This window comes from Sorangium sp. So ce302 (assembly GCF_051530145.1).
In the GTDB taxonomy this organism is placed as follows: Bacteria; Myxococcota_A; Polyangia; order Polyangiales; family Polyangiaceae; genus Sorangium; species Sorangium cellulosum_B.
In genome coordinates, this window is record NZ_CP150326.1 from 4,673,308 (window position 1) to 4,695,850 (window position 22,543).

At 70.9% G+C, this 22,543-nt stretch carries 17 protein-coding genes; 13 read left to right on the forward strand and 4 right to left on the reverse strand.

The features are described 5' to 3' along the window. Positions 1-13: 13 nt before the first annotated feature. Complete coding sequence (locus tag WME73_RS17695) at positions 14-1,039, forward strand: hypothetical protein (RefSeq protein ID WP_437916435.1); 1,026 nt, start codon at positions 14-16, stop codon at positions 1,037-1,039. A 68-nt stretch (positions 1,040-1,107) separates the two neighbouring features. Here the strand turns inward: WME73_RS17695 and crcB are convergent, their stop codons facing one another. After that, positions 1,108-1,491: a fluoride efflux transporter CrcB gene (gene crcB, locus WME73_RS17700; protein WP_437916436.1), complete on the reverse strand. Its 384-nt coding sequence runs from the start codon at positions 1,489-1,491 to the stop codon at positions 1,108-1,110. An 89-nt stretch (positions 1,492-1,580) separates the two neighbouring features. Between crcB and WME73_RS17705 the strand changes: the two genes are divergently transcribed. Then, complete coding sequence (locus tag WME73_RS17705) at positions 1,581-3,155, forward strand: ATP-binding protein (RefSeq protein WP_437916437.1); 1,575 nt, start codon at positions 1,581-1,583, stop codon at positions 3,153-3,155. 75 nt (positions 3,156-3,230) lie between these two features. Here WME73_RS17705 and WME73_RS17710 read toward each other — a convergent pair whose 3' ends face one another. After that, positions 3,231-4,076 carry an ABC transporter ATP-binding protein gene (locus WME73_RS17710; RefSeq protein WP_437917402.1) on the reverse strand — a complete coding sequence of 282 codons (846 nt, stop codon included), beginning with the start codon at positions 4,074-4,076 and terminating at the stop codon, positions 3,231-3,233. A 180-nt stretch (positions 4,077-4,256) separates the two neighbouring features. Here WME73_RS17710 and WME73_RS17715 point away from each other — a divergent pair, with 180 nt between their 5' ends. From WME73_RS17715 to WME73_RS17730, 4 genes are read left to right on the forward strand one after another with little or no spacing between them, the layout of a single operon-like run. Beyond that, a complete protein-coding gene (locus WME73_RS17715; RefSeq protein ID WP_044965043.1) occupies positions 4,257-4,544 on the forward strand; it encodes a hypothetical protein in 288 nt (95 codons plus the stop codon). Positions 4,545-4,559: 15 nt separating this feature from the next. Next, the gene (locus tag WME73_RS17720) at positions 4,560-5,393 is read left to right on the forward strand and encodes a CheR family methyltransferase (protein ID WP_437746624.1); all 834 of its coding nucleotides are present in this window, start codon (positions 4,560-4,562) and stop codon (positions 5,391-5,393) included. A gap of 19 nt (positions 5,394-5,412) precedes the next feature. Then, complete coding sequence (glnD, locus tag WME73_RS17725) at positions 5,413-8,274, forward strand: [protein-PII] uridylyltransferase (protein ID WP_437746625.1); 2,862 nt, start codon at positions 5,413-5,415, stop codon at positions 8,272-8,274. Further along, entirely contained in the window at positions 8,271-9,326 is a 1,056-nt protein-coding gene (locus WME73_RS17730) for a tetratricopeptide repeat protein (protein ID WP_437746626.1), read from the forward strand. The genes glnD and WME73_RS17730 overlap by 4 nt, the downstream gene beginning before the upstream one ends. A 109-nt stretch (positions 9,327-9,435) precedes the next feature. On the opposite strand, the gene WME73_RS17735 is transcribed toward WME73_RS17730, so the two are convergent. Both WME73_RS17735 and WME73_RS17740 read right to left on the reverse strand, forming a co-directional pair. Then, entirely contained in the window at positions 9,436-10,341 is a 906-nt protein-coding gene (locus WME73_RS17735; protein ID WP_437746627.1) for a ParB/RepB/Spo0J family partition protein, read from the reverse strand. After that, positions 10,338-11,273: a ParA family protein gene (locus tag WME73_RS17740; RefSeq protein ID WP_437746628.1), complete on the reverse strand. Its 936-nt coding sequence runs from the start codon at positions 11,271-11,273 to the stop codon at positions 10,338-10,340. Before WME73_RS17740 ends, WME73_RS17735 begins: the two co-directional genes overlap by 4 nt. 696 nt (positions 11,274-11,969) lie before the next feature. Here WME73_RS17740 and WME73_RS17745 point away from each other — a divergent pair. The 7 genes from WME73_RS17745 to WME73_RS17775 all read left to right on the forward strand — a co-directional run bounded on the left by WME73_RS17745 (position 11,970) and on the right by WME73_RS17775 (position 22,420). Further along, positions 11,970-12,134 carry a hypothetical protein gene (locus WME73_RS17745; protein ID WP_012235776.1) on the forward strand — a complete coding sequence of 55 codons (165 nt, stop codon included), beginning with the start codon at positions 11,970-11,972 and terminating at the stop codon, positions 12,132-12,134. 265 nt (positions 12,135-12,399) lie between these two features. Then, positions 12,400-13,668: a trigger factor gene (gene tig, locus WME73_RS17750; RefSeq protein WP_437718100.1), complete on the forward strand. Its 1,269-nt coding sequence runs from the start codon at positions 12,400-12,402 to the stop codon at positions 13,666-13,668. 297 nt (positions 13,669-13,965) lie between these two features. Further along, positions 13,966-14,610: an ATP-dependent Clp protease proteolytic subunit gene (locus WME73_RS17755; RefSeq protein ID WP_012235778.1), complete on the forward strand. Its 645-nt coding sequence runs from the start codon at positions 13,966-13,968 to the stop codon at positions 14,608-14,610. Positions 14,611-15,092: 482 nt separating this feature from the next. Continuing rightward, complete coding sequence (clpX, locus tag WME73_RS17760) at positions 15,093-16,349, forward strand: ATP-dependent Clp protease ATP-binding subunit ClpX (RefSeq protein WP_012235779.1); 1,257 nt, start codon at positions 15,093-15,095, stop codon at positions 16,347-16,349. 210 nt (positions 16,350-16,559) lie between these two features. Then, positions 16,560-19,052, forward strand: coding sequence for an endopeptidase La (gene lon / locus WME73_RS17765; protein WP_437746629.1), 2,493 nt, complete (start codon positions 16,560-16,562; stop codon positions 19,050-19,052). A gap of 175 nt (positions 19,053-19,227) precedes the next feature. Beyond that, on the forward strand, positions 19,228-20,796 hold the full coding sequence (gene purH, locus WME73_RS17770; protein ID WP_437916438.1) for a bifunctional phosphoribosylaminoimidazolecarboxamide formyltransferase/IMP cyclohydrolase: 1,569 nt from the start codon (positions 19,228-19,230) through the stop codon (positions 20,794-20,796). Positions 20,797-20,986: 190 nt separating this feature from the next. Then, positions 20,987-22,420, forward strand: a complete 1,434-nt coding sequence (locus tag WME73_RS17775) for a ParA family protein (protein WP_437916439.1) — start codon at positions 20,987-20,989, stop codon at positions 22,418-22,420. Positions 22,421-22,543: the final 123 nt, after the last annotated feature.

Genomic DNA, 22,543 nt, shown 5'->3' on the forward strand with positions numbered 1-22,543 from the left:
AGCCTCTCTTCTCATGGCCACTTCCAAGACCAAGAAGCCCGCGCTGGCGGCATCGCCGGCCGAGGTACCGACCGTTTCATCCACCACCATCACCCTCGACTCGCTCGCGAGGGAGCTCGGCCCCGCGGATGGCGCGTTCGCCGCGCGCACCTACGCGGGCATCCCCGAGGAGGACCTCGTCGCCGAGGGGACGCGCATCGACTCGCAGAGCCTCATCGATGACGCCCCGCACTTCGTCGCCTCGGCGCGGCGGATCCTGGGCTCGCTGTCCGAGGCGCAGCGCGGCAAGGTGCGCATGCCCGCGGCGCTCTTGCCGCTGCTCGTCGCCGAGGCGGGCAGGCTCCAGGCGATGAAGCGGTCGCACGACGCGGCGGAGACCGAGGCGGCCGGCGCGAGGGCCGCGCTCGAGGTGCAGGGGCGGAGCGCGATGCGCGACGGCATCGGCGAGCGCGATCTCTGCTACGACGGCCTGCGCAACGCGCTCGGCGCTCGCCGCATGGCGCGGGTCGACGCCGTCGTGGGGCGCGCGGACTCCCCCGAGAGCCTCGCCAAGGGCCTCGAGGCGCTCGCGAGCTTCATCGACGAGACCCGAAGGGCCGATCCGGCGCAGGACGCGAAGCTCCTCGAGGACTACGGCGTCGGCGCGGAGTGCGCGGCCGCGCTCCGGGCCACGGCGCAGCGGGTGCGCGGCGTCGCCAGCGTCCAGATCGCCGCGGGGCGGCGGGTGACGCAGCGCGCGCTCGATCTGCAGGACGGGAGGGTCGCGGTCGTGATCGAGAAGATCCTCCGCGCCTTCCGCGCGGCGCGCCGGGTCGATGGAACGATCCTGGTCCCCGAGCTGAACAAGGCCGCATGGATGTTCGAGGCCCGCTCCGGCAGCTCCGGCAAGAAGGCCCCGCCCGCCGGAGAAAAGCCCCCGCCCGCCGGAGAGAAGCCCTCGTCCGGCGGAGAGGCGCGCCCGCCCGCTGCCGGCGGAGCGCCGGGCGCCGTGCCGCCGGCGCAGGGAGAGACGGCGCCGAGCCTCGGCGCCGACGGCTGAGCCTCATCCCCCAGGACCACGGCGGCGCCGCCTTCAGCCCGCGCTCTCCACGACCCGCATCCACGCCTTCAGCCCGCGACGAGCCGCCGCGCGACGACCATCCCGAGGACGCCGGCGAGCAAGCAACCGACCAGCGTGATCGTGATGTTGGCGAGCCCCGTCGCCCACGACTTGTGCTCGATGAGCCGGATCGTCTCATTGTTGAAGCTCGAGTACGTCGTGAACCCGCCCATCACGCCGGTGCTCAGGCTGAGGCGGAGCGTCGGCGACAGGAGCTCCGTCGTCGCGGCGATCTCTCCGATGACGCCGAGCAAGAACGACCCGATCACGTTGACCGCGAGCGTTCCATACGGGAACTCGGCGCCGAAGCGCTGCTGGCACCACGTCGACAGCCCGTAGCGGGCGAGGGTCCCCGCTGCACCGCCGAGACCGATCCAGAACCACCGCTCCATTCGTTTCACCTTCTCGCTCAAGTCGCGACGATCGTGAACGGCGGCCGTGCCCTTGCGTTCTCGCCGCCGCTGGCCCAACGCTCGCGCGGGTGAAGCGCCGTTTCAACACGACCGGGCCGTGCCGCCCCGATCTGCACTACATGATCCCGGCCGAGAGCCGCCTGCCCGAGGCGCCGGGGCTCGTCGAGCAGATGGGCTACTTCGTCGTCCACGCCCCCAGGCAGACGGGCAAGACGACCGCCCTGCGCGCCGTCGCCGAGCGGCTCACGGCCTCGGGTCGACACGCCGCCGTCCTCTTCTCCTGTGAGGAAGGCAGCGCCGCCGGCGACGACTACGGTTCCGCCCAGCGCGCCGTCCTGCGCGAGCTCACACGCGCGGCGCAGATCGCGCTGCCGCCCGAGCTCCAGCCGCCGCCGTTCTCCCTCGAGGGCGACGAGGGCCTCCTCTCGGCGGCCCTCACCGCCTGGGCGCGCGCCTGCCCGCGCCCGCTCGCCCTCATCTTCGACGAGATCGACTCGCTGCGCGGCCAGGGCCTCCTCAGCGTGCTGCGCCAGCTCCGCGCCGGCTTCCCCAGCCGTCCCGATCACTTTCCCGCCTCGGTCATCCTCTGCGGGCTGCGCGACGTGCGCGACTACAAGGCCGCGAGCGGCGGCGATCCCGGGCGCCTCGGCACCGCGAGCCCGTTCAACATCAAGCTTGAGTCCCTGCGGCTCGGAGACTTCTCGGAGGAAGAGCTCCGCGCGCTCTACGCCCAGCGCACGGAGGACACCGGCCAGGTCTTCGTCGATGCGGCGCTCTCCCGGGCCTTCGAGCTCACTGCCGGCCAGCCATGGCTCGTCAACGCCCTCGGCCGCGAGATCGTCGAGAAGATGGCCGTCCCGCCCAGCGAGCCCATCACGCGGGCGCACGTCGAGCAAGCCAAGGAGCGCCTCATCCTGGCCCGCGCGACCCACCTCGATTCGCTCGTCAGCAAGCTCGCCGAGCCCCGCGTCCGCCGCGTGCTCGAGCCCTTGCTCGCGGGAACGTACGAGGGCGGCGGCGACACGTACGACGACGACGCCTCCTACGTCCGCGATCTCGGCCTCGTGGCCCAGGGCAAACCGCTGCGCGTCGCGAACCCCATCTACCGCGAGGTGATCGCCCGCGTCCTCTCCTCTTCGGCCGAGGAGCGGATCGACGCCCCGCCCGAGCGCTTCCGCCTGCCCGACGGCCGCCTCGCGTTCCGGCGCCTGCTCCGCGCGTTCGCCGCCTTCTGGCACGAGCACGGCGAGGTGCTCGCCTCCGGGATGCCGTACCCCGAGGTCGCCCCGCAGCTCGTCCTGATGGCCTTCCTCCAGCGCGCGGTCAACGGCGGCGGCTTCATCGATCGCGAGTACGGCGTCGGCCGCGGGCGCATCGATCTGCTCGTCCGCTTCCCCTACGAAAAGCAGGATGGCTCCCGCGCCGTCCAGCGGCGCGCGATCGAGCTCAAGGTGTGGCGCAAGGGCCAGAAGGACCCGCTCCGCGAAGGCCTTGCGCAGCTCGACGACTACCTCGCGCGCCTGCGCCAGAAGCGCGGGACGCTCGTGATCTTCGACGGCCGCGGGCGCCTGGCCCGAAGCGCGCCCCGGTTCAGTGAGGCCACGACGCCCCGCGGCCGGCGCGTCGCGGTGCTCCGCCTGTAGAGCGCCGCCCAAGCGCTGATTCCAGGAACGAAGGGCGCAGGCCCGAGCAGAGGGGGTTCGTGGCCGCCCCCTTGGCTACTCCGCCGCCTTCCTGAACTCGATCACCTGCCCGCCCTTGCTGTCCGCCAGCGCAGGCCGGTTCACCCGCGACACCTCGTCCGTCGCCACCCCCGACGCCGCGATGAACTGGCGCGCCTGCTCGTTGTCGCCGTGCGCCAGCTCGTCCGGCGTCCCCGACGCGACGACGCGCCCCTGGATCACGAGGAACGCCTGGTGCGCGATGCGGAACGTGCTCGCCATGTCGTGCGAGATCACCACGCTCGTCACCTTGAAGCGCGCCCGCGTCTCCTCGATCAGGTCGTCGACCATCCGGCTCGTCAGCGGATCGAGCCCGCTGGTCGGCTCGTCGTAGATGAGGATCTCGGGCTCCAGCATCAGCGCGCGCGCCAGGCCCACGCGCTTGCGCTGCCCGCCGGACAGCTCCGACGGCATCCGGTCCTCCTTGTTCTCGAGGCCGAGCGAGTTCAGCATGCCCACGACCTTGTCGTGGATGTCCCGCTTCGACATGTGCTTCCGGTGCTCGCGCAGCGGGAACGCCACGTTGTCGAAGATCGTCAGCGAGTCGAGCAGCGCTGCGTACTGGAACACCATGCCGAACCGCTGGCGCATCCGGTTCATCTCGAAATCGTCGAGCGCGCCCATGTCCACGCCGTCGACCCAGATGTGACCGGTGGTCGGCCGCTCCAGCCCGATGAGCAGCCGGAGCAGCGTGGTCTTGCCAGCGCCCGACCCGCCGATGATCACCGCCGTCTCGGTCCGCCGGAGGTGCATCGTGATGCCGTGCAGCACCTTCGTCGCCCCGAACGATTTCTTGATGTCGTCGACGAAGAGGTGATCCCCCGCCTGCCACCCCGGCGGCATGTTGCCCACCTGCTGCGCCTCCGGGGGGGCCCCTCGCGGGGGGGGCTGGCTGGGCGGCCTTCTCGACATCCGCACAGTACGGTACCACGGAGGAGGCCCCGCAGGACGCCGATCGCCTTGCATCACGGTAAGGGCGAGCACGTGCTTGACGCGGCAGGGCGCGGGACGGAAACGTTGCTCATGACCGACGACCTACTCAAGGCAGCCCTCGAGACGGCAGAGGCGAAGACCGACAAAGACGGCTGGGCCGAGCTCCCTGAAGGGCGCGTGCTCACGATCTACGCCGCGCACGACGGCGTGTCGCTCCCGGTGACCAAGATCGAGGCCGTGTCGAGCGCGGGCGGGCTCCTCAAGGCGCGCAGCACCAAGGGCGAGACGTTCGTGCTCGCGCTGAAGGACGTGTTCGCCATCGCCCTCGACGGCGGCGGCAAGGGAGCCCAGGCCAGGAAAGCCGGCTTCCTCGGCTGATCGCGACGACCTTCGATGGCCCGATCGTCGAGAGCGGGAGGAGGTCCTGCGGCGCGGTCCGCCCAGCGGGCCGTCGACCTCGCGCTCGCCGAGCTGCAGCGCCGGTTCGGCCTGGGCCGCAGCCTCGCCGCCCCGGGCTGGGTGCGCGAGCGGGTCCTCGCCGTGCTCAGCGCCGTGGCCGCGCGCCACGGCGTGTCGCCGCTCGCGGCCGCCGAGCGGCTGCGGGACGACAGGGAGGCCATCGAGGAGATCGTCAGCGCGCTCCGCGTCGGCGAGACGCGCTTCTACCGCGACCCGATCATCTGGGAGGCCATCGCCACCTCGGTGCTGCCCAGGCTCCCGCCCGACCTGCCCATCGCCGGCCTCTCGGCCGGGTGCAGCACCGGCGAGGAGGCCTATACCCTGGCGATGGTGCTCGCGAGCGCGGGCCGCCGCTTCAGCGTGCTCGGGGTCGACCGCGCCGCTCCGGCGATCGAGGCGGCGCGCGAGGCCGTCTACTCCGCCGAGGCCGTCGACCAGCTCCCCCCGTCCTTCGTTCAGCGCTACTGTGAAGAGAAGGGCGGCGCGCTGCACGTCGGCCAGCAGCTCCGCGACGTCGTGTCCTTCGAGGTCTGCGATCTGGTGCACGCCGTGCCGAGCGGCGGGTTCCAGATCATCTTCTTCAAGAACGTGCTCCTGTATCTCGCAGAGCCCGCCGGCGACGCGGTGGCGCGCCGCCTCGCGGCCGAGCTCGGCCCGGGCGGGCTCCTGTTCTCTGCCGCGACCGAGGCGCCGCGCCTCTGCGGCGCCGGCCTCACGCCGGTCAAGGTGAACGCGCACGTCACCGCCTTCCGCGCCCCGGGCGCCTGAGAAAGCAGAACGACACCGCATGAGCGTCGACCTCTCCCCCACGTCCAGGCCCAGCGGGCTCGTCGAGCTCCGCGCCGCCTATGCGCGCGAGCGCGCCGAGCTCGATCGCACGGCGCCGAGCGGCTCCACGCCGGCCGCGGACCCGGCCGCCGTCGGGGTCGCCCTGGGGCGGCGCCACGCGCGCCTGCTCGACGATCTCCTGGCGCGCCTCTTCCACCTGCTGCGCGAGTCCGGCGGGCCCAGCCGCAAGGAGTGGGACTCGGTCGCGATCGCCGGGGTCGGCGGCTACGGCCGCGGCGCGGTCGCGCTGCGGAGCGACCTCGATCTGCGCATCCTCGCCCACAACGCCCAGCGCGCCAGCGCCATCGCGGACGCGCTGCTCTACCCGCTCTGGGACATGGGGGTCGCCGTGGGGCACCAGGTCGTCACCATCGACGACCTCATCGACGGCGCGCGCGAGGACCTGCCCACCGCGACGAGCCTGCTCGACTGGCGGCACGTCGTCGGCGACGCGTCGCTGTCGGAGTCGCTCTGGCAGCGCGCCTCGTCGGGCATCTTCGCGCACTCGGAGCTGCCCCGCTTCATCGAGCGGCTCGGGAAGGAGATCTCGCAGCGGCACGAGCGCTTCGGCGGCTCGGTCTACCTCCTGGAGCCGGACGTGAAGAACGGCGCGGGCGGGCTGCGCGATCTCGACGTCGCCCGCTGGGCCGCGAAGGCGCGCTACGGCGTCGGCGAGTTCGACGCGCTCGTCCGCTTCGGCGCGCTCGTCGCCCGCGAGGCGGAGGAAATCCGGAGCGCCGCGGAGATGCTCTGGCGCATCCGCAACCTGCTCCACGCCCACTCCGGGCGGAGGACCGACCGGCTGACATTCGACGAGCAGGAGCTCTGCGCGGGCGCGCTCGGCTACAGCAAGGGCGCCGGTCCGGCCGACGCCGGCCGGAAGGGCGCGCCGCCCCCCGACGAGGCCGCCGTGTCGCCCGAGGCGATCGAGCGGATGATGAGCGACTACTACCGGAGCGCCCGGGCCATCTCGCGCTCCCTCGACATGATCGTCTCGCGCGCCACGCCGACGCTGACGCGGCGCCGCCGCCGCGACGAGGAACTCGGCGCCGGGGTCCGCCTCTTCGACGGCTGCATCACGATGAGCGATCCGGATCTGCTGAGGACCGATCCGGCGATCGCGCTGCGGCTCGTCTCCGAGGCCGTCGAGCGCGGCGTGCCGCTCTTGCCCTACGCGCGCGGCGCGATCGTCCGCGCCGCCGGCGATCCGGCGTTCTGCGCGGCGCTCCGCGAGAGCCCCGAGGCCGCCGAGCGGTTCCGGACCCTCGTCGCCACGTGCAAGGAGACCGAGCTGCAGAGCGGCTCGGTCGTCCGCGAGCTGCACGACCTCGGCCTCCTGCTCGCGATGATCCCGGAGTTTTTGCCGGTCGTCGGGCGCGTCCACCACGACGTCTACCACGTGTACACGGTCGACGTTCACTCGGTCGCCGCGGTCGATCGGCTGGCGGCGCTCGTGCGGGGCGAGCTCGCGGGCGAGTTCGGGCTCGCGTGCCGGCTCGCCGCCGAGGCGACGCGGCCGACGATGCTGTTCTTCGCCACGCTCCTGCACGACGTGGGCAAGGCGATCGGGGGCACCGATCACAGCGGGCGCGGCGCCGAGATGGCCCGGAAGATCCTGGCGCGGCTCGGCTTCCCTCAGGAGGACATCGACGAGGCGTGCCACCTCGTGCTGAAGCACCTCGTGATGTACCTCATCGCGACCCGGCGCGATCTCGATGATCCCGCGACGATCTCGGAGTTCTGCCACGAGGTGCACGGCCGCGAGGGGCTGCGCGATCTCTACCTGCTCACGGTCGCCGACATCTCGACCACGAGCCCCACGTCGATGACGTCGTGGAAGGCGCGCATGCTCGACGAGCTGTACCTCTCCGCGGACAGGGCCCTGCGCGGCGCGCGCGAGGACGCGGGGCCGTTCGACATCGACGACCAGCGCATGGCCCGCGCGATCAGCGGCACGGTCGGCGCCCTCGAGGACCTCCCGGCCGCGAGCGAGGCCGAGCGGCGCGCGCAGCGGGACTTCCTGGCCCGCTACCTCGCGTCGATGCCCGAGCGCTACCTGCTCGCGAACAGCCCGGCCGCGATCGCCGCGCACTCGGAGCTCGCCCGGCAGCAGCAGTCCGGCGGCAACAGCGTCTCGGTCGCGCTCGTCCCGTCGCGCCACCCGGAGGCCGCGGAGGTCTGCGTCGTGGCGCCGGATCGCCCCGGCTTGCTCGCGGCGATCACGGCCGCGCTCGCGGCCTCGCGCCTCGAGGTCCACGCGGCGCAGATCCACTCGCGCGCGTGCGACGACGACGGGATGGACGACGGCGGCGTGATCCGCGCGAGGGCGGGCTCGTCCCCGCCGGCGGGCGTGCGCCTGCAGGCCGTCGACCTGTTCTGGGTGCGCGACCGCGGCGAAGGGGTAGGGGGGGTGGCGCGCGCCATCCCGAAGCTCGTGACCGACATCCAGGCGGTGCTCTCGGGGCAGCTCTCCGGCGCCGAGCTCGCCAAGAAGCGCCGGGGCGGCGCGCTGCGCGAGCGCCCGACGCCGAAGGTCCGGACGCAGATATCCATCGACGATCGCGCCTCGCACCACACGGTGATCGAGGTCCTCACGCGCGATCGCCCCGGCCTCCTGTTCGCGATCTCGGACGCGCTCTACCAGCTCGGCCTCTCGATCTCGGTCGCCAAGATCAACACGGAGGGGACGCGTGTGGCCGACGTGTTCTACGTGAGCGAGGCGGACGGGACGAAGATCGCGAGCGGCAAGCGGACGCAAGAGGTGGAGGAGCGGCTGCACGCGGTCCTCCAGGGCCTGGACGGCGAAGGGAGTGTCGGATGAACGAGAGGTGGTTTACGCGCGCGGTGTGGACGGCGACGGCGAGGCTCGCCGCGCAGCGGGTCCTGGCGGCAGCGGCGCTCGCCGCGTGCGTCGCGGCGTGCGGGGGGGCGCAGGAGCCCCAGCGCGACCCGCTCCTGGCCGATCCGCCCGAAGGCAGCGACGCCGCGGCCTCGAAGGGCGCGTCGTCCACGGCGCTGGACCGGGGCATCGCGTACATCAAGAACGAGAAGTACGAGGAGGCGAAGCAGCACCTCCTCCAGGCGATCGAGCACGAGCCGGGCAGCGCCGAGGCGCACTACTACCTCGGCCTCGCGAACGAGAAGACGAACGATCGCGCCGGCGCCGAGGCGTCGTACAAGAAGGCGCTCGCGAGCGACCCCAAGCTCGAGGCCGCCGCCCTGAACCTGGCCGCGCTCTACCTGGACGAGCCGCCTCGGCCGGACGAGGCGATCGCGGTCCTCTCGAAGGCGATCGAGCAGGCGCCGGACCGGGCGGCGCTCCACCAGAACCTGGGCTACGCGTACGGGCTGAAGGGCGACGTCGCGAACGCGAGCAAGCACTACGAGGCGGCGCTCAAGGCCGAGGACACGGCCGCCACGCGCTTCGCCTACGGCGCGATGCTGTTCGAGGCGAAGGTGCTCGACCGGGCCGCGGCGGAGCTCAGGAAGGCGCTCGCGGCGACCGGCGACGACGTGGCGACGATCGCGACGATCGGGCGGATGCTCGGGCCGGCGAAGGCCTACGCCGATTGCGTGGCGGCGTTCGACCGCGCGATCAAGCTGAAGCCGGAGGCCGAGTTCCACGTGCGCCGCGGGACGTGCCGCCACGAGCTCGGCGACGAGCCGGGGGCGCGCGCCGACTACCAGGCGGCGATCAAGGTGGACCCGCGGTTCGCGGCCGCGCACTACTACCTCGGCCTGTCGTTCCTGGCCGAGCGCAAGCCGCAGAGCGCGATCGCCGCGCTCACCGAGGCCGGGAAGCACGGCGGCGACACCGAGATCGGCAAGCGCGCCCGCGCCAAGGTGAAGGAGCTCAGCGCCAGGCTGAAGTGATGCGCGGCCGCGCGCCAGGTCCGCCGCGGCCCGCCGCGCTCGCCCGCCTGCGCACCGCCACCGCCAGGGGCGCGCCTGCGCGGGCGGTCGAGGGGCCGGCCGCGCAGGGTCACGCGCCGAGCAGCGCGATGATCCTGTCGAGCTCGTCGAGCGAGCCGTAGGTGATGCCGAGCTCGCCGTGGCCACCCTCGTCGCGCACCTCGACGCGGGTCCCGAGCCGCCGCGCGAGCCGCGCCTCCAGGTCCTTGATCGCGGGCGACTTCCCGCCGCGCTTCTTCTCGCCCGGCTCCTCGCCCTCGGCGGCCCGGACCTCCCTCTCCTTCGCCGCCTTGATCAGCGCCTCGACCTTGCGGACGGGGAGCTTGCCGTGGACGGTCCGCTCCGCGACGTCGGCCATCACCTTGTCGCTGGGCGCGCCGAGCAGCGCGCGCGCGTGGCCCTCGCTGAGCTCGCGCGAGATGACCATGGTGCGGATCCGCGGCGGCAGCCGGAGCAGCCGGAGCGAGTTGACGATCGTCGTGCGATCCTTGCCGACGCGCTCGGCGAGGGTCTGGTGCGTGTAGCTGTGCTCGCGCAGCAGCCGGTCGAACGCCTCGGCGATCTCGATCGGGTTGAGGTCGGCTCGCTGCACGTTCTCGACGAGCGCGAGCTCGAACGCCTCCTTGGGGGAGACGTCCTTGACGACGACGAGCACCTCCCTGAGCCCCGCGCGCTGCGCGGCGCGCCACCGCCGCTCGCCCGCGATGAGCTCGAAGGCGTCGTTCCCCGCCTGCGTCCTGCGCACGATGAGCGGCTCGATGAGCCCGTGCTCGCGGATGCTGCCGGTGAGCTCCTCCAGCTCGGTCTCGTCGAAGTGCTGCCGCGGCTGCCCCTTCTGCGGGACGATCTTCTCGATCGCGCACACGAACACGCTGCGCCCCTCGGCCGCAGTCGCTGTCGCCGGCGGCGCCGCCGGGAGCAGGGCGTCGAGCCCCCGTCCGAGCGCGCGCCGCGCCCCTTTCTGATCGGCATTCATGATCTGGGTCGTGCGTCCCTCGCGCGCTCTCCGGGGTTCTGCGGGGGCGAAGGCTCGGCCGGTGGCTCCGCCTCGGCGGCGTCCCCGCGCGGCCGCTTCTTCGTGTCTGCCGCGGCGGCGGGCGGGCCGTCCAGGATCTCGCGCGCGAGGCTCAGGTAGCCCTGCGCCCCCTTCGACTGCGCGTCGTAGAGCAGCGCCGGCTTGCCGTGCGACGGCGCCTCGCTGAGCTTCACGTTGCGCGGGATGATCGCGTCGAAGACGCGGAAATGCGCCTTCACCTCGTCGGCCACCTGGTGGGTGAGCGAGTTGCGCCCGTCGTACATCGTGAGGACGACGCCCTCGACCGTGAGCTCCGGGTTGAAGGCGCTCCGCACCCGGTCGATGGTCGCCATCAGGTGCGTCAGCCCCTCGAGCGCGTAGTACTCGCACTGGAGCGGGACGAGCACCCGGTGCGCCGCGGTGAGCGCGTTCAGCGTGAGGAGCCCGAGCGACGGCGGGCAATCGAGCACGACGTAGTCGTAGCCGTCGAGCTGCGGGCGCAGGGCGTTGCGCAGCCGCACCGCGCGGTCGTCCGCGTCGACCAGCTCGAGCTCCGCCGCGACGAGGTCCTGGGTCGCGGGCACCACGCCGAGGAGCGGCACCTCGGTCGGGACGATCGCGTCCTTCAGCACCGCCCGCCCGATCAGGACGTCGTAGAGCGACAGCTCGAAGCTCCCGCGCCGCACGCCGACGCCGCTCGATGCGTTCCCCTGCGGATCGCAGTCGACGAGCAGCGTACGGCACTCTGCCGCGGCGAAGCTCGCGGCCAGGTTGACCGAGGTCGTGGTCTTGCCGACGCCCCCCTTCTGGTTGGCGACGGCGAAGATGACAGGCGAAGGCTTGGGGGCGGAGCCGGGCTTGCCGGGCGCGCCCCCCTCGTTGGGCGATGGCATCGTGCTGTGTCGCGTCCGACCAGGCTGCTTACACGACCCCCATCGGCACGTCGAGAGAAGCGGGCGCCTCGACACAAACGTTCGACCGAGCGTGCGGGTCCGTCCTTCGGTCGGCCCAGCGCGCGGGCCCAGCGCGCTGCCGCCGCGGGCGTCCCGGGGGACGCCGTGGACGCTGGGCCGCCGTGCCCAGAGCACGCCCTGGACGCTGGGGTGGGGGGCCCCCCCCGGCGACGTGACCCGCGCGGGGCGTCGTCACCCGCTCGCCGCCATCCCACCGTTCGCTTGCCAGATTGTTGGCCTGAACGGCGGGGGTATCTACAGTGCCCACATGTCGCTTGATGTAGGCAAGGGTGGCCGAACGGCGAAGGCATGGGCGCGCGGTCGAGCCTCGAGGCGAGGCCGCTGCTTCGGCCTCGGCGGGGCGCTGCTCGCCTGCTGCGACCCGGGGCCCGTCGATCGGGTCCTTGCTCGCGCCTTCTGGGGCGATGGGCGCGGCCCTGCGCCGCTCGCTCGTGCGCAGGTCCTCGTGCTTTCGCCTTCGCTTCAACGCAGGTCGGCGATCGGCTCGCGCCGTCGTCCACCCTCGACCTCGAGTCGCGGGCCGACGTCGACCGCCCCTTGATCACGGACGTGGTGCCCAGCTTCGCCGAGCAGACCGACGCACCGACGTCGCCTCGGCACATGTGAGGAGGACAGATGCCGCTTCCCAGGTCGTATCAGAGCTTTTCAGAGTTCGAGCGGGAGATTCTCCGCCCGAGCCGTGTGGGCTTCTCGCTCGAGGACATCGTCGAGGAGGAGGGGTCCTTCGACGCCGAGCTCGACTTCGACAAGGACCCCTTCGACGTCTCGGACGACGACTGAGCGCGACGGCGCGGCGGCGCTGCGCGCGCGATGGCTTCAACGTCCTCGCACGTCCGCGCGGTCGCGCTCGGCGCTGCTGCTCCGTCGCGTCGCCAGCGCCGGCGCTGCGCGGCGCTGCACATCAGCTTGCACGATCCCTCCCGGGATCCGAGCCCCGGCGGCCGCCTCTCCGCCGGGGCTCCTTTTTTTTAAAGCAGCGTCCTGTCGCTCGTCTTGACCCCCCCAGCGACGCGTGGCACGAGTGCCGCCCTTCGAAAAAACCGCCATGCAAGTCAACGTCGAAAAGCTTTCTCCCGTGCTGATGGAGTTTCAGGTGGAGGTCCCCGCGGACCGGGTCCGGAGCGAGGTCGACAAGGCCTATACGGCGCTCCAGCGGACGGCCCGGGTCCGGGGCTACCGGCCTGGCAAGGCGCCGCGCCAGGTGCTCGCGCACCTCTACGGCGGCCGCATCCACGCCGATGTCGCCCAGCGGCTCGTCGACGCCACGCTGAACCAGGCGCTCGCCGACAAGCAGGTGCAGCCCCTGTCCCAGCCGGCGATCGCGCCCACCGAGCTCCGCCCTGACGACGCGTTCTCCTACAAGGCCCGCTTCGAGGTCCGCCCCGACATCGCCGAGGTGAAGTGGGAGGGCTTCGAGGTGAAGCGCCCCTCGACGACGCCGAGCGACGAGATGATCGACGCCGAGATCACCGCCCTCCGGCGCGAGCACTCGACGCTGCAGGCGCCCGAGCCGGAGCGCCCCGCGGCGAAGGGGGATGTCGCGACGATCGCGTTCACCCTCGAGGTCGGCGGCGCGCTGCGCGACACGAAGGAGCAGGAGATCGAGACCGAGCTCGGCAGCGGCCAGGTCTTCAAGGAGATCGAGGACGCCCTCGCCGGGATGACGCCCGGCCAGTCGAAGGACGTACCGGTCACGTTCTCCGAGCAGCACTCCAACGCGGATCTGCGGGGCAAGCAGGCGACCTTCCACATCACGCTGAAGGATCTGCGGGAGCGCATCTTCCCTGAGGTGGACGATGAGTTCGCGAAGGACTGCGGCGACGAGAGCCTGTCCGCGCTCCGCGAGTCGCTCCGCAAGAAGCTCGAGAAGGAGCTGACGCAGCGGGCGAGCGACGCGGTCGCCGAGCAGCTCGTGGTGGAGCTCTGCAAGGCGAACCCGATCCCGGTCCCGCCGTCGCTCGTCGATCAGCAGGCGCAGCTCGCCGAGCGCGAGCTGCTCGCGACGGCGCGGAGGCAGGGGCAGCGCGTCGATCCCACGCCGGAGTTCCGCGCCCGCGTGCGGCTCGACGCCGAGATGAAGGTGCGCGCGGGCCTGGTCATGGCCGAGATCGCGAAGGCGAAGGCGGTCAGGATCACCGAGGCCGACCTCGAGAAGGGCTACGAGGAGCTCGCCGAGCAGACCGGCAAGAACGTGGCGAAGATCAAGGCGGAGTACCGCGAGCCCCAGAAGCGCGAGCTCTTCGCCGGGATGATCCTCGAGGACAAGATCCTCGACATCATCGAGGCTGCGGCGAAGGTCGCCGACGCGAGCTAGCTTCGCCCAGCAGCAGTCCGGCGCGGAATGGCCGGACTTCTGCACCGCACGCCGGCGCCTCAGCTCTGCTGCGCCGGCGTGCGCCGTTTGTCCAGGTCGCGCCTTTCGCGCTCTCGATCGACGTCGGGCGCGCGCGGCTGGATCGAGCGGGCCGCGGCGCGCCGCGTGTTCCGTGCGCCGCGCGGCGAGCGGCCGATATTTCCGGTAACCTCGGGCGCGTTCGGTCTTGCGATCGGACGCAGTCTGGCCCAGGAGTAGAGCCCCTGCCGCGCGGCAGCGAACCCCCCGGAGCACCGGATGACCCGACGAGTCGAAACCCGCACCCAAGCCATCGAGTTTCTCGAACGCGAGAAGGCCTACATCCTCCCGACGGTCACCGAGGTGACCCACCGCGGCGAGCGGGAGTGGAACATCTTCAGCCGTCTCCTCAAGGATCGCATCGTCTTCATCGGCACGGAGATCGACGACTTCGTCGCGAATGCCGTGATCGCGCAGTTCCTCTTCCTGGAGAGCGAGGATCCCGAGAAGGAGATCCAGGTCTACATCAACAGCCCGGGCGGCGTGGTGACGTCGGGGCTCGCGATGTACGACACGATGCAGTACGTGCGTTGCCCGGTGTCGACGATGTGCATCGGCCAGGCCGCGTCGATGGGCGCCGTGCTGCTCGGCGCCGGTCGCAAGGGTCGGCGCTTCGCGCTGCCGCACGCGCGGATGATGATCCACCAGCCGCTCGGCGGCGCGCGAGGCCAGGCGACGGACATCGAGATCCAGGCGCGCGAGATCAAGAAGATCAAGGAGACGCTGATCGACATCCTCGTCGACGCGACCGGAAAGAACCGGGACGAGCTGGCGAAGGACATCGAGCGCGACTTCTACCTGAGCGCGACGCAGGCCAAGGAGTATGGCCTGATCGACGAGGTCTTCCCGAAGCGGAACAAGTAGGTGGCCGCGCCGCCGCGTCCGGCGGGCGTGCTCGGGATGAAGGCCGGCGCGGCGTCGCCCCGGGCCGCGCCGCGGCGCGGCGTCGTGACGCCACGCCACGCCCCGCCGCTGTGGCGGGCGGGGCATTGCGCGCGGGCGCGCAGCAGCGGAGCACGCGGGCTCGGCGCTTCATGCGCCGCGCTGCGCTCGCTCGGTCCGCTGCTTTTCGCGCTTTTCGCGCGATGCGCGGCCGCGTCGGTGGCCGACCGCGGGGCGCCATCGGGTGATTCCCTGACTTTGGCCACAGGCTGGAGACCACCCCCGTTAGCTTGCGACGGTACGGGCACCGCACTAGAATCCGAGCGCGGCGTTTGGCTGCGCATCGCTGAAAATACAGGGGACGGTGGAAGCCGTTCCCGCCGCAAGTTGGAGGGGCCGCCGCCGCGGCGGGACCCCACCTCTCATTGAAGCGGTAGCGTCGGCAGACCGCACTGAGGGTCGAAGTGGAGCGAAGGCGGGACGATCACTCGAATGGCAATCTAAGCTGCTCTTTCTGCGGCAAGTCGCAGAAAGAGGTGAAGAAGCTCATCGCGGGCCCCACGGTGTACATCTGTGATGAGTGCATCGGGCTGTGCAATGACATCATCGCGGAGGAGGTCGAGAAGGACGAGCCGTACGCGGGGTCGACCCCGGTGCCCAAGCCCGCCGACATCAAAGCGACCTTGGACGAGTACGTCGTCGGCCAGAACCGCGCCAAGAAGATCCTCGCTGTGGCGGTGCACAACCACTACAAGCGCATCGACAGCCGGGTCTCCTCGGACGACGTGGAGCTGTCCAAGTCGAACATCCTCCTGCTGGGGCCGACGGGGTCCGGCAAGACCCTCCTCGCGCAGACGCTCGCCAAGATCATCAACGTCCCCTTCGCCATCGCGGACGCGACGACGCTGACCGAGGCCGGGTACGTCGGCGAGGACGTCGAGAACATCATCGTCCAGCTCCTGCAGAACGCGGATCACGACGTCGAGCGCGCGCAGCGCGGCATCGTCTACATCGACGAGATCGACAAGATCAGCCGGAAGAGCGACAACCCGAGCATCACCCGCGACGTCTCCGGAGAGGGCGTGCAGCAGGCGCTGCTCAAGATCATCGAGGGGACGATCGCCAATGTCCCCCCGAAGGGCGGACGCAAGCACCCGCAGCAGGATTTCCTGCAGGTCGACACGACGAACATCCTGTTCATCTGCGGCGGCGCGTTCGTCGGGCTCGACCAGATCATCCAGCGGCGCATCGGCCAGAACACCCTCGGCTTCGGCGCCGACATCAAGGCGAAGAAGGACTTCAAGCTGGGCGACCTGCTCAGCGTCGTCCAGCCGGAGGACCTCCTCAAGTTCGGGCTCATCCCGGAGTTCATCGGGCGCCTGCCGGTCGTGGCGACGCTCCACGAGCTGAACGAGGAGGCGCTCATCGACATCCTCACGAAGCCGAAGAACAGCCTGGTCAAGCAGTACCAGAAGCTCTTCGAGATGGACGGGGTGAAGGTCAAGTTCACCCGCGGCGCGCTCGTGGCGGTGGCTCGCCAGGCCCTCGAGAGGAACAGCGGCGCCCGCGGTCTTCGCGCCATCCTCGAGTCGGCGATGCTCGACATCATGTACGACGTCCCGTCCCGTACGGGGATCAAGGAGGTCGTCGTCAGCGAGGACGTGATCGTGAAGCACGAGCCTCCGCTCATCGTGTACACGAAGGAGGCGGAGCTCGCGTAGCGCTCGCCCCCCGGGGGGGCGGTGGGTCGGGGCGCAAGGCGGGGCCCGAGCTGCGCCTTCGCCCGCCGGAGGCTCCTCCGAGCGTGCCGGCGCCGCGTGTCCCTGGAGGGCAGCGGGACGAGCCGGCGGAAGTTCAGCATCAGATCAAGGTATTTGTGACAACCGAGGCGGGGGTGCCCCGACCTCCCGATACTCCCGGAAAGACGGCGGATGTTCTTCAAGAACGACAGTGATCGCGGCAAGAACGCACCCGAGCGCGGGATCGTCCCGTTGCTCCCGCTTCGCGACATCATCGTCTTTCCACACATGGTCTCGCAGCTGTTCGTCGGGCGTGAGCGCAGCATCGCCGCGCTCGACGAGGCGATGAACCGCGGCAAGGAGATCTTCCTCGCCGCGCAGCGCAACGCGAAGACGAACGATCCGACGCCGGACGACATCTTCGGCGTCGGATCGGTCGGCGCGATCATGCAGCTGCTCCGCCTCCCGGACGGCACCGTCAAGGTCCTCATCGAGGGCAAGCGCCGGGCGCGCATCCGCCGCTACGTCCAGAGCGATGCGTACTTCCTGATCGAATACGACGAGATCGTCGAGAGCTCGGTCGCGAGCGTCGAGGTCGAGGCGCTGATGCGCTCGGTCCAGTCGACGTTCGAGATGTACGTCAAGCTCAACAAGAAGATCCAGCCCGAGGTCCTGATGGCGGTGCAGGCCATCGACGAGGCCTCGCGGCTGGCCGACACCATCATCGCCAACCTGCCGACCATCAAGCTGACCGACCGGCAGGCGCTGCTCGAGATGGAGGAGCCGCAGAAGCGGCTCGAGCGTCTCATCGAGTTGATGCAGGCCGAGATCGAGATTCTCCAGGTGGAGAAGAAGATCCGGAGTCGCGTCAAGAAGCAGATGGAGAAGACGCAGAAGGAATACTATCTCAACGAGCAGATGCAGGCCATCCAGAAGGAGCTGGGTGGCGGCGAGCGCGACGAGTTCAAGAACGAGATCCAGGAGATCGAAGAGGCCCTCAAGACCAAGCGGATGAGCAAGGAGGCCGCCGCGAAGGTCAAGAAGGAGCTCAAGAAGCTGAAGATGATGCACCCCACGAGCGCCGAGGCGACCGTGGTGCGCAACTACATCGATTGGATCCTGGAGCTCCCCTGGTACGACAAGAGCGAGGAGCGTTATGACCTCGTCGAAGCCGAGCGGATCCTCGATGAGGACCACTACGGCCTCAAGAAGATCAAGGAGCGGATCCTCGAGTACCTGGCGGTCCAGGCGCTCACGAAGAAGCTCAAGGGCCCGGTGCTCTGCTTCGTGGGGCCGCCCGGCGTCGGCAAGACGAGCCTGGCGAAGTCGATCGCGCGCGCGACGGGGCGCAAGTTCGTGAGGCTGTCGCTCGGCGGCGTGCGCGATGAGGCGGAGATCCGCGGCCACCGGCGGACGTACATCGGCGCGCTGCCCGGCAAGCTGATCCAGTCGCTCAAGAAGGTCGGGACGAACAACCCCGTGTTCCTGCTCGACGAGGTCGACAAGATGTCGACCGACTTCCGAGGGGACCCGGCGGCTGCGCTGCTCGAGGTGCTCGATCCGGAGCAGAACCACACGTTCAACGACCACTACCTGGATCTCGATTACGACCTCTCCGACGTGATGTTCATCACGACGGCGAACACGCTCTCTGGCATCCCGGTGCCGCTCCAGGACCGCATGGAGGTCATCCAGCTCTCGGGCTACACGGAGTTCGAGAAGCTGAACATCGCGGTGAAGTACCTCGTGCCCCGGCAGCGGAAGGAGTGCGGCCTCGAGGACGTGTCGCTCGACTTCACGGAGGGCGCGCTCCGGACGATCATCCATCACTACACGAAGGAGAGCGGCGTGCGCTCGCTGGAGCGCGAGATCGCGAGCGTCTGCCGCAAGGTGGCCAGGCGGGTGGTGTCCGACGGCAAGGAGAAGCCGATCGAGGTCGTCGCGAAGAGCATCCCGAAGTACCTCGGCGTCCCGAAGTACCGGCTCGGCCGGCGCGAGGAGCGCGATGAGGTGGGCCTCGTGAACGGCCTCGCCGTGACCAATGTCGGGGGCGATCTGCTCCCGGCCGAGGCGACGGTGGTGCCGGGCAAGGGCAAGCTCGTGATCACCGGGCTGCTGGAGAAGGGGATGGAGGAGAGCGGGCACGCGGCGATGAGCTATGTCCGTTCGCGCCTCGACCGCCTCGGGCTCGAGGCGGACGTCTATCAGAAGGTCGACATCCACATTCACTTCCCCGATTTCGTCCGCAAGGACGGGCCCAGCGCCGGCGTCACGATGGTGACCGCGCTCGTCAGCTCGCTCATGAAGGTGCCTGTCCGGAGGGATCTCGCGATGACGGGCGAGATCACCCTGCGCGGGCGCGTGATGCCGATCGGCGGGCTCAAGGAGAAGCTGCTCGCGGCCCACCGCGGCGGCATCGCGACCGTCATCCTGCCGAAGGAGAACCGGAAGGATCTCCGGGACGTGCCGCGGCGGGTGCTGAAGGCGCTGCGGCTCGTGCTCGTCGAGCACGTCGACGACGTGCTCCGTGAGGCGCTCCTCCTGCCGGACTCCTATGCGATCTTCGGGCCGCCCAAGGGCGTCCTGGAGTACCGGGACGGCGAGCTCGTCACCGAGGCGGCGCCGGTCAAGGCGCCGCCGGCCGCGGCGGGCGAGCCGACGCCGGCCGCGCCGCCCGGCGCGTGAGCGCGGCGCCAGACAGCGTGAGCGGCGTGCGGATTCGTGCGCTCCGGGGTCAGCCGCGAGGCAGGCGAACGTACGCCGCAGCGAGCCGAACGACGCGGATGAGCCGGTAACGCATGAAGATGCGCCCCGCTATGGGCTGGCGGCGGCCGCAGAGACGGACTAGCTGTGCGTCGCAATGATTCGACGCGCACTGATTTCGGTATCCGACAAGACGGGATTGCTCCCGCTGGCCAGGCGGCTCGCGGAGAAGGGCGTGGAGATCCTCTCGACCGGGGGGACGCAGCGGGCGCTCGCGGACGCCGGCGTGCCGGTCATCGGGGTGGAGGCCTATACCGGCTCTCCCGAGGTCATGGATGGCCGGGTGAAGACGCTCCATCCGCGGGTGCACGGCGGCATCTTGATGCGCGGCGCGATCGACGACGAGGACCTCGCGCGGCTCGGCGGGGCGCCGATCGATCTCGTTGTGTGCAATCTCTATCCCTTCGAGGCGACCGTCCGGAAACCGGGGGTCACGCACCCCGAGATCATCGAGAACATCGATATCGGCGGGCCGTCGATGGTGCGGAGCGCGGCCAAGAACCACGCGCGCGTCGCGGTGGTGGTCGATCCGGCCGACTACGATGCTGTGCTCGCCGAGATCGACAGGCAAGGTGAGGTGTCGAGCGCCACCCGCCGCCGGCTCGCCACCAAGGCGTTTGCGCACACGGCGGCCTACGACGGGATGGTGTCCGGTTACCTCTCCTCACTCCCCGAGGAAGGTGAGCCGAGCGCCGCGGAGCGCGAGGCCTATCCGCGCTTCCTCACGCTCGCCCTCGAGCGGGCCTATCCGCTCCGGTACGGCGAGAACCCGCACCAGTCCGGCGCCTTCTATCGTGAGCGGGGCGCGGCCGCGGGGTCGCTCGCGCTGGCGGAGTCGCTCGGCGCGGGCGGCAAGGAGCTCTCGTTCAACAACCTCGTCGACGTGGACGCCGCGTTCGAGGCGGTGCGCGAGTTCACGCAGCCCGCCGCTGTGGTCGTGAAGCACACGAACCCGTGCGGCGTCGCGACGGGCGACAGCCTCGCGGCCGCCTACCGGACGGCGCGCGACGCGGACGCCGTGAGCGCCTTCGGTGGGATCGTCGCCCTGAACCGCGAGGTCGACCGCGCTGCTGCCGAGGTGCTCGTCGAGACGTTCCTGGAGTGCGTGGTCGCGCCCGCCTATACGCCCGAGGCGCTGGAGGTGCTCCGGACCAAGAAGAACCTCCGGGTGCTCGCCACCGGCGCGCTCCTGCCCGCGGATCACCGGGAGCTGACGTTCAAGCGCGTCGGCGGGGGCCTGGTGGTCCAGGAGCGAGATGCCTCGGCGGCCGGCGAGGTGCGCGGCGGCCGGGTCGTGACGAAGCGCGCGCCGGCGGAGAAGGAGATCGAGGCGCTCGATCTCGGTTGGCGCGTCTGCAAGCACGTGAAATCCAACGCGATTGTGCTCGCGATTCCCGGGAGGACGGTCGGGATCGGCGCCGGACAGATGTCGCGGGTCGAGAGCGTTCGCATCGCCTGCAGCAAGGCGGGCGAGCGGGCTCGCGGGAGCGTCCTCGCGTCGGACGCGTTCTTCCCGTTCCCGGACAACGTGGTGCTCGCCGCGGAGCACGGGATCACGGCGGTCGCGCAGCCTGGCGGCAGCGTGAAGGACGCGGAGGTCATCGCCGCGGCCGACGCGGCGGGGATCGCGATGGTGTTCACCGGGGCCCGGCACTTCCGTCACTGAGCTGGCCTGGCGCCGAGGTCCCGTCACGGAACCGGCCTCGCGCCTCCGTTCCGGGACGCGCGCGCTCCCCCTCCCTTGCGCCGGAAGGGTGGGTCACGCTCGCAGAAAAGTTGACCTTTGCGCCTTGACTGTGATGATGGTCAACGCTGCGCCTGGGCAAAGCGCTGTGCGCGGCGCGAAGGAGCGAGCTGTGGGCGGAATCAGCGAGACGTGCAGCGTGTGCGGGACCGGATTCGAGGTCCAGTTCCGGTACCAGATGGAGGAGAAGGATGGCGGCTTCTCCTTCTTCTGCTCGCAGAAATGCCTGGAAAAGAGCCAGCTCGGCGGGCAGGACGGCGCCGCGCTCGCCACGTGCGACGCGTGCGCGAAGCGGTTTCCGCCGGATCTCGTGTCCCAGGTGCTCTACGTCGCCGGGCGCCGGCACTACGCGTGCTCGCTGGGGTGCCGGACGCAGCTGGTCCGTGAGGCGAAGGGGGTGCGGCTCGGCGACATCGCGGCGGCGGCCGCGGCGCCGGCCGAGGGAGCAACGGCGACCGGTGACGAGGCGCCGCTGGCAGGAGGCGGGTCGCGCTCCGCCGTGGAGGCAGGTGAGCCGGCGCCGCCGGCGGCTCGGGCGAGCGCCCAGGGCGAGGCGACGGGGCGGGCCGCGCCGGTCGCGTCTGCCGCTCGCCCGGCGGAGCTCAAAGGGCAGGGCGCGGTCGCGGTGCCCCTGTCGCCGGCGGGGGGCGCGAAGCGGCCGGCGCAGCCGCCGCAGCGCCCGGCCGGGGTGCCCCGCTGTCTGGCCGTGTTCAACCACAAGGGCGGTACGGGCAAGACGACGACGGCCGTGAGCGTGGCGGCCGGGCTCGCGGCGCGCGACAAGCGGGTGCTCCTCGTCGACACCGACGCGCAGGGGAACGTCTCTGTCTCGCTCGGCGCGGGCGCGGAGCGGTCGCTCTATCACGTGCTCGTGATGGGGCTCCGGGTCGCGGACGCGACCAAGACGGTGCGACCGAACCTGGATCTCCTGCCGTCCAACGAGACGCTCGCCGCGGCAGAGCTCTACCTGGCAGGGCGCCAGAACCGCGACCGCGTGCTCTCGGATCGCCTCTCCGCTGCGGCGGCCGAGTACGATTACGTGGTGCTCGATTGCTCGCCGAGCCTGTCGTTGATGAACCAGAACGCGCTGGTGTTCGCCGACAGCGTGCTCGTCCCGGTCGCGTGCGACTATCTGTCGCTCGTCGGCGTCCGGCAGGTGATCAAGACGGTGAAGAACGTGAACGCGCTGCTGCATCACCCGGTGCAGATCTGGGGCGTGCTGCCGACCTTCTACGACGGCCGCGCGAAGATCGCGCGCGAGGCGGTGAGCACGATGAAGCAGCACTTCGGGGAGCGCTGCCTCGCGCCGATCCGGCAGGCGATCAAGGTCAAGGAGGCGCCCGCGCAAGGGCAGACGATCTTCGAGTACGCGTCGGGAACCCCTGCCGCGGACGACTACCTCGCGGTGGTCGATTGCATCATCGAGAGCCGCGAGCGCGGCACGGCGGGCCCCGAGGCAGGGGCGGCGCGCGAGGGGACAGCGTGGAGCGTCGACCGGGGGGACGCGGCCACCGAGCGGCCGGGCGCCGCGGCGGCGGGGGCGTGAAGGGACCCGCGGACGCGGAGTCCCGCTGGATGAAGGGACCCGCGGACGCGGAGTCCCGCTGGATGAAGGGACCCGCGGATGCGGGGGTTCGCTGAATGAAGGGCCCGCAGTCGCGGAGCCTCG

Excerpts from the sequence above, each read along its gene's own strand:
- WME73_RS17695 (WP_437916435.1), top strand. The coding sequence starts at position 14 with ATGGCCACTTCCAAGACCAAGAAGCCCGCGCTGGCGGCATCGCCGGCC.
- crcB (WP_437916436.1), bottom strand. The coding sequence starts at position 1,491 with ATGGAGCGGTGGTTCTGGATCGGTCTCGGCGGTGCAGCGGGGACCCTC.
- WME73_RS17710 (WP_437917402.1), bottom strand. The coding sequence starts at position 4,076 with ATGCCGCCGGGGTGGCAGGCGGGGGATCACCTCTTCGTCGACGACATC.
- WME73_RS17715 (WP_044965043.1), top strand. The coding sequence starts at position 4,257 with ATGACCGACGACCTACTCAAGGCAGCCCTCGAGACGGCAGAGGCGAAG.
- WME73_RS17720 (WP_437746624.1), top strand. The coding sequence starts at position 4,560 with ATGGCCCGATCGTCGAGAGCGGGAGGAGGTCCTGCGGCGCGGTCCGCC.
- glnD (WP_437746625.1), top strand. The coding sequence starts at position 5,413 with ATGAGCGTCGACCTCTCCCCCACGTCCAGGCCCAGCGGGCTCGTCGAG.
- WME73_RS17730 (WP_437746626.1), top strand. The coding sequence starts at position 8,271 with ATGAACGAGAGGTGGTTTACGCGCGCGGTGTGGACGGCGACGGCGAGG.
- WME73_RS17735 (WP_437746627.1), bottom strand. The coding sequence starts at position 10,341 with ATGAATGCCGATCAGAAAGGGGCGCGGCGCGCGCTCGGACGGGGGCTC.
- WME73_RS17740 (WP_437746628.1), bottom strand. The coding sequence starts at position 11,273 with ATGCCATCGCCCAACGAGGGGGGCGCGCCCGGCAAGCCCGGCTCCGCC.
- WME73_RS17745 (WP_012235776.1), top strand. The coding sequence starts at position 11,970 with ATGCCGCTTCCCAGGTCGTATCAGAGCTTTTCAGAGTTCGAGCGGGAG.
- tig (WP_437718100.1), top strand. The coding sequence starts at position 12,400 with ATGCAAGTCAACGTCGAAAAGCTTTCTCCCGTGCTGATGGAGTTTCAG.
- WME73_RS17755 (WP_012235778.1), top strand. The coding sequence starts at position 13,966 with ATGACCCGACGAGTCGAAACCCGCACCCAAGCCATCGAGTTTCTCGAA.
- lon (WP_437746629.1), top strand. The coding sequence starts at position 16,560 with ATGTTCTTCAAGAACGACAGTGATCGCGGCAAGAACGCACCCGAGCGC.
- purH (WP_437916438.1), top strand. The coding sequence starts at position 19,228 with ATGATTCGACGCGCACTGATTTCGGTATCCGACAAGACGGGATTGCTC.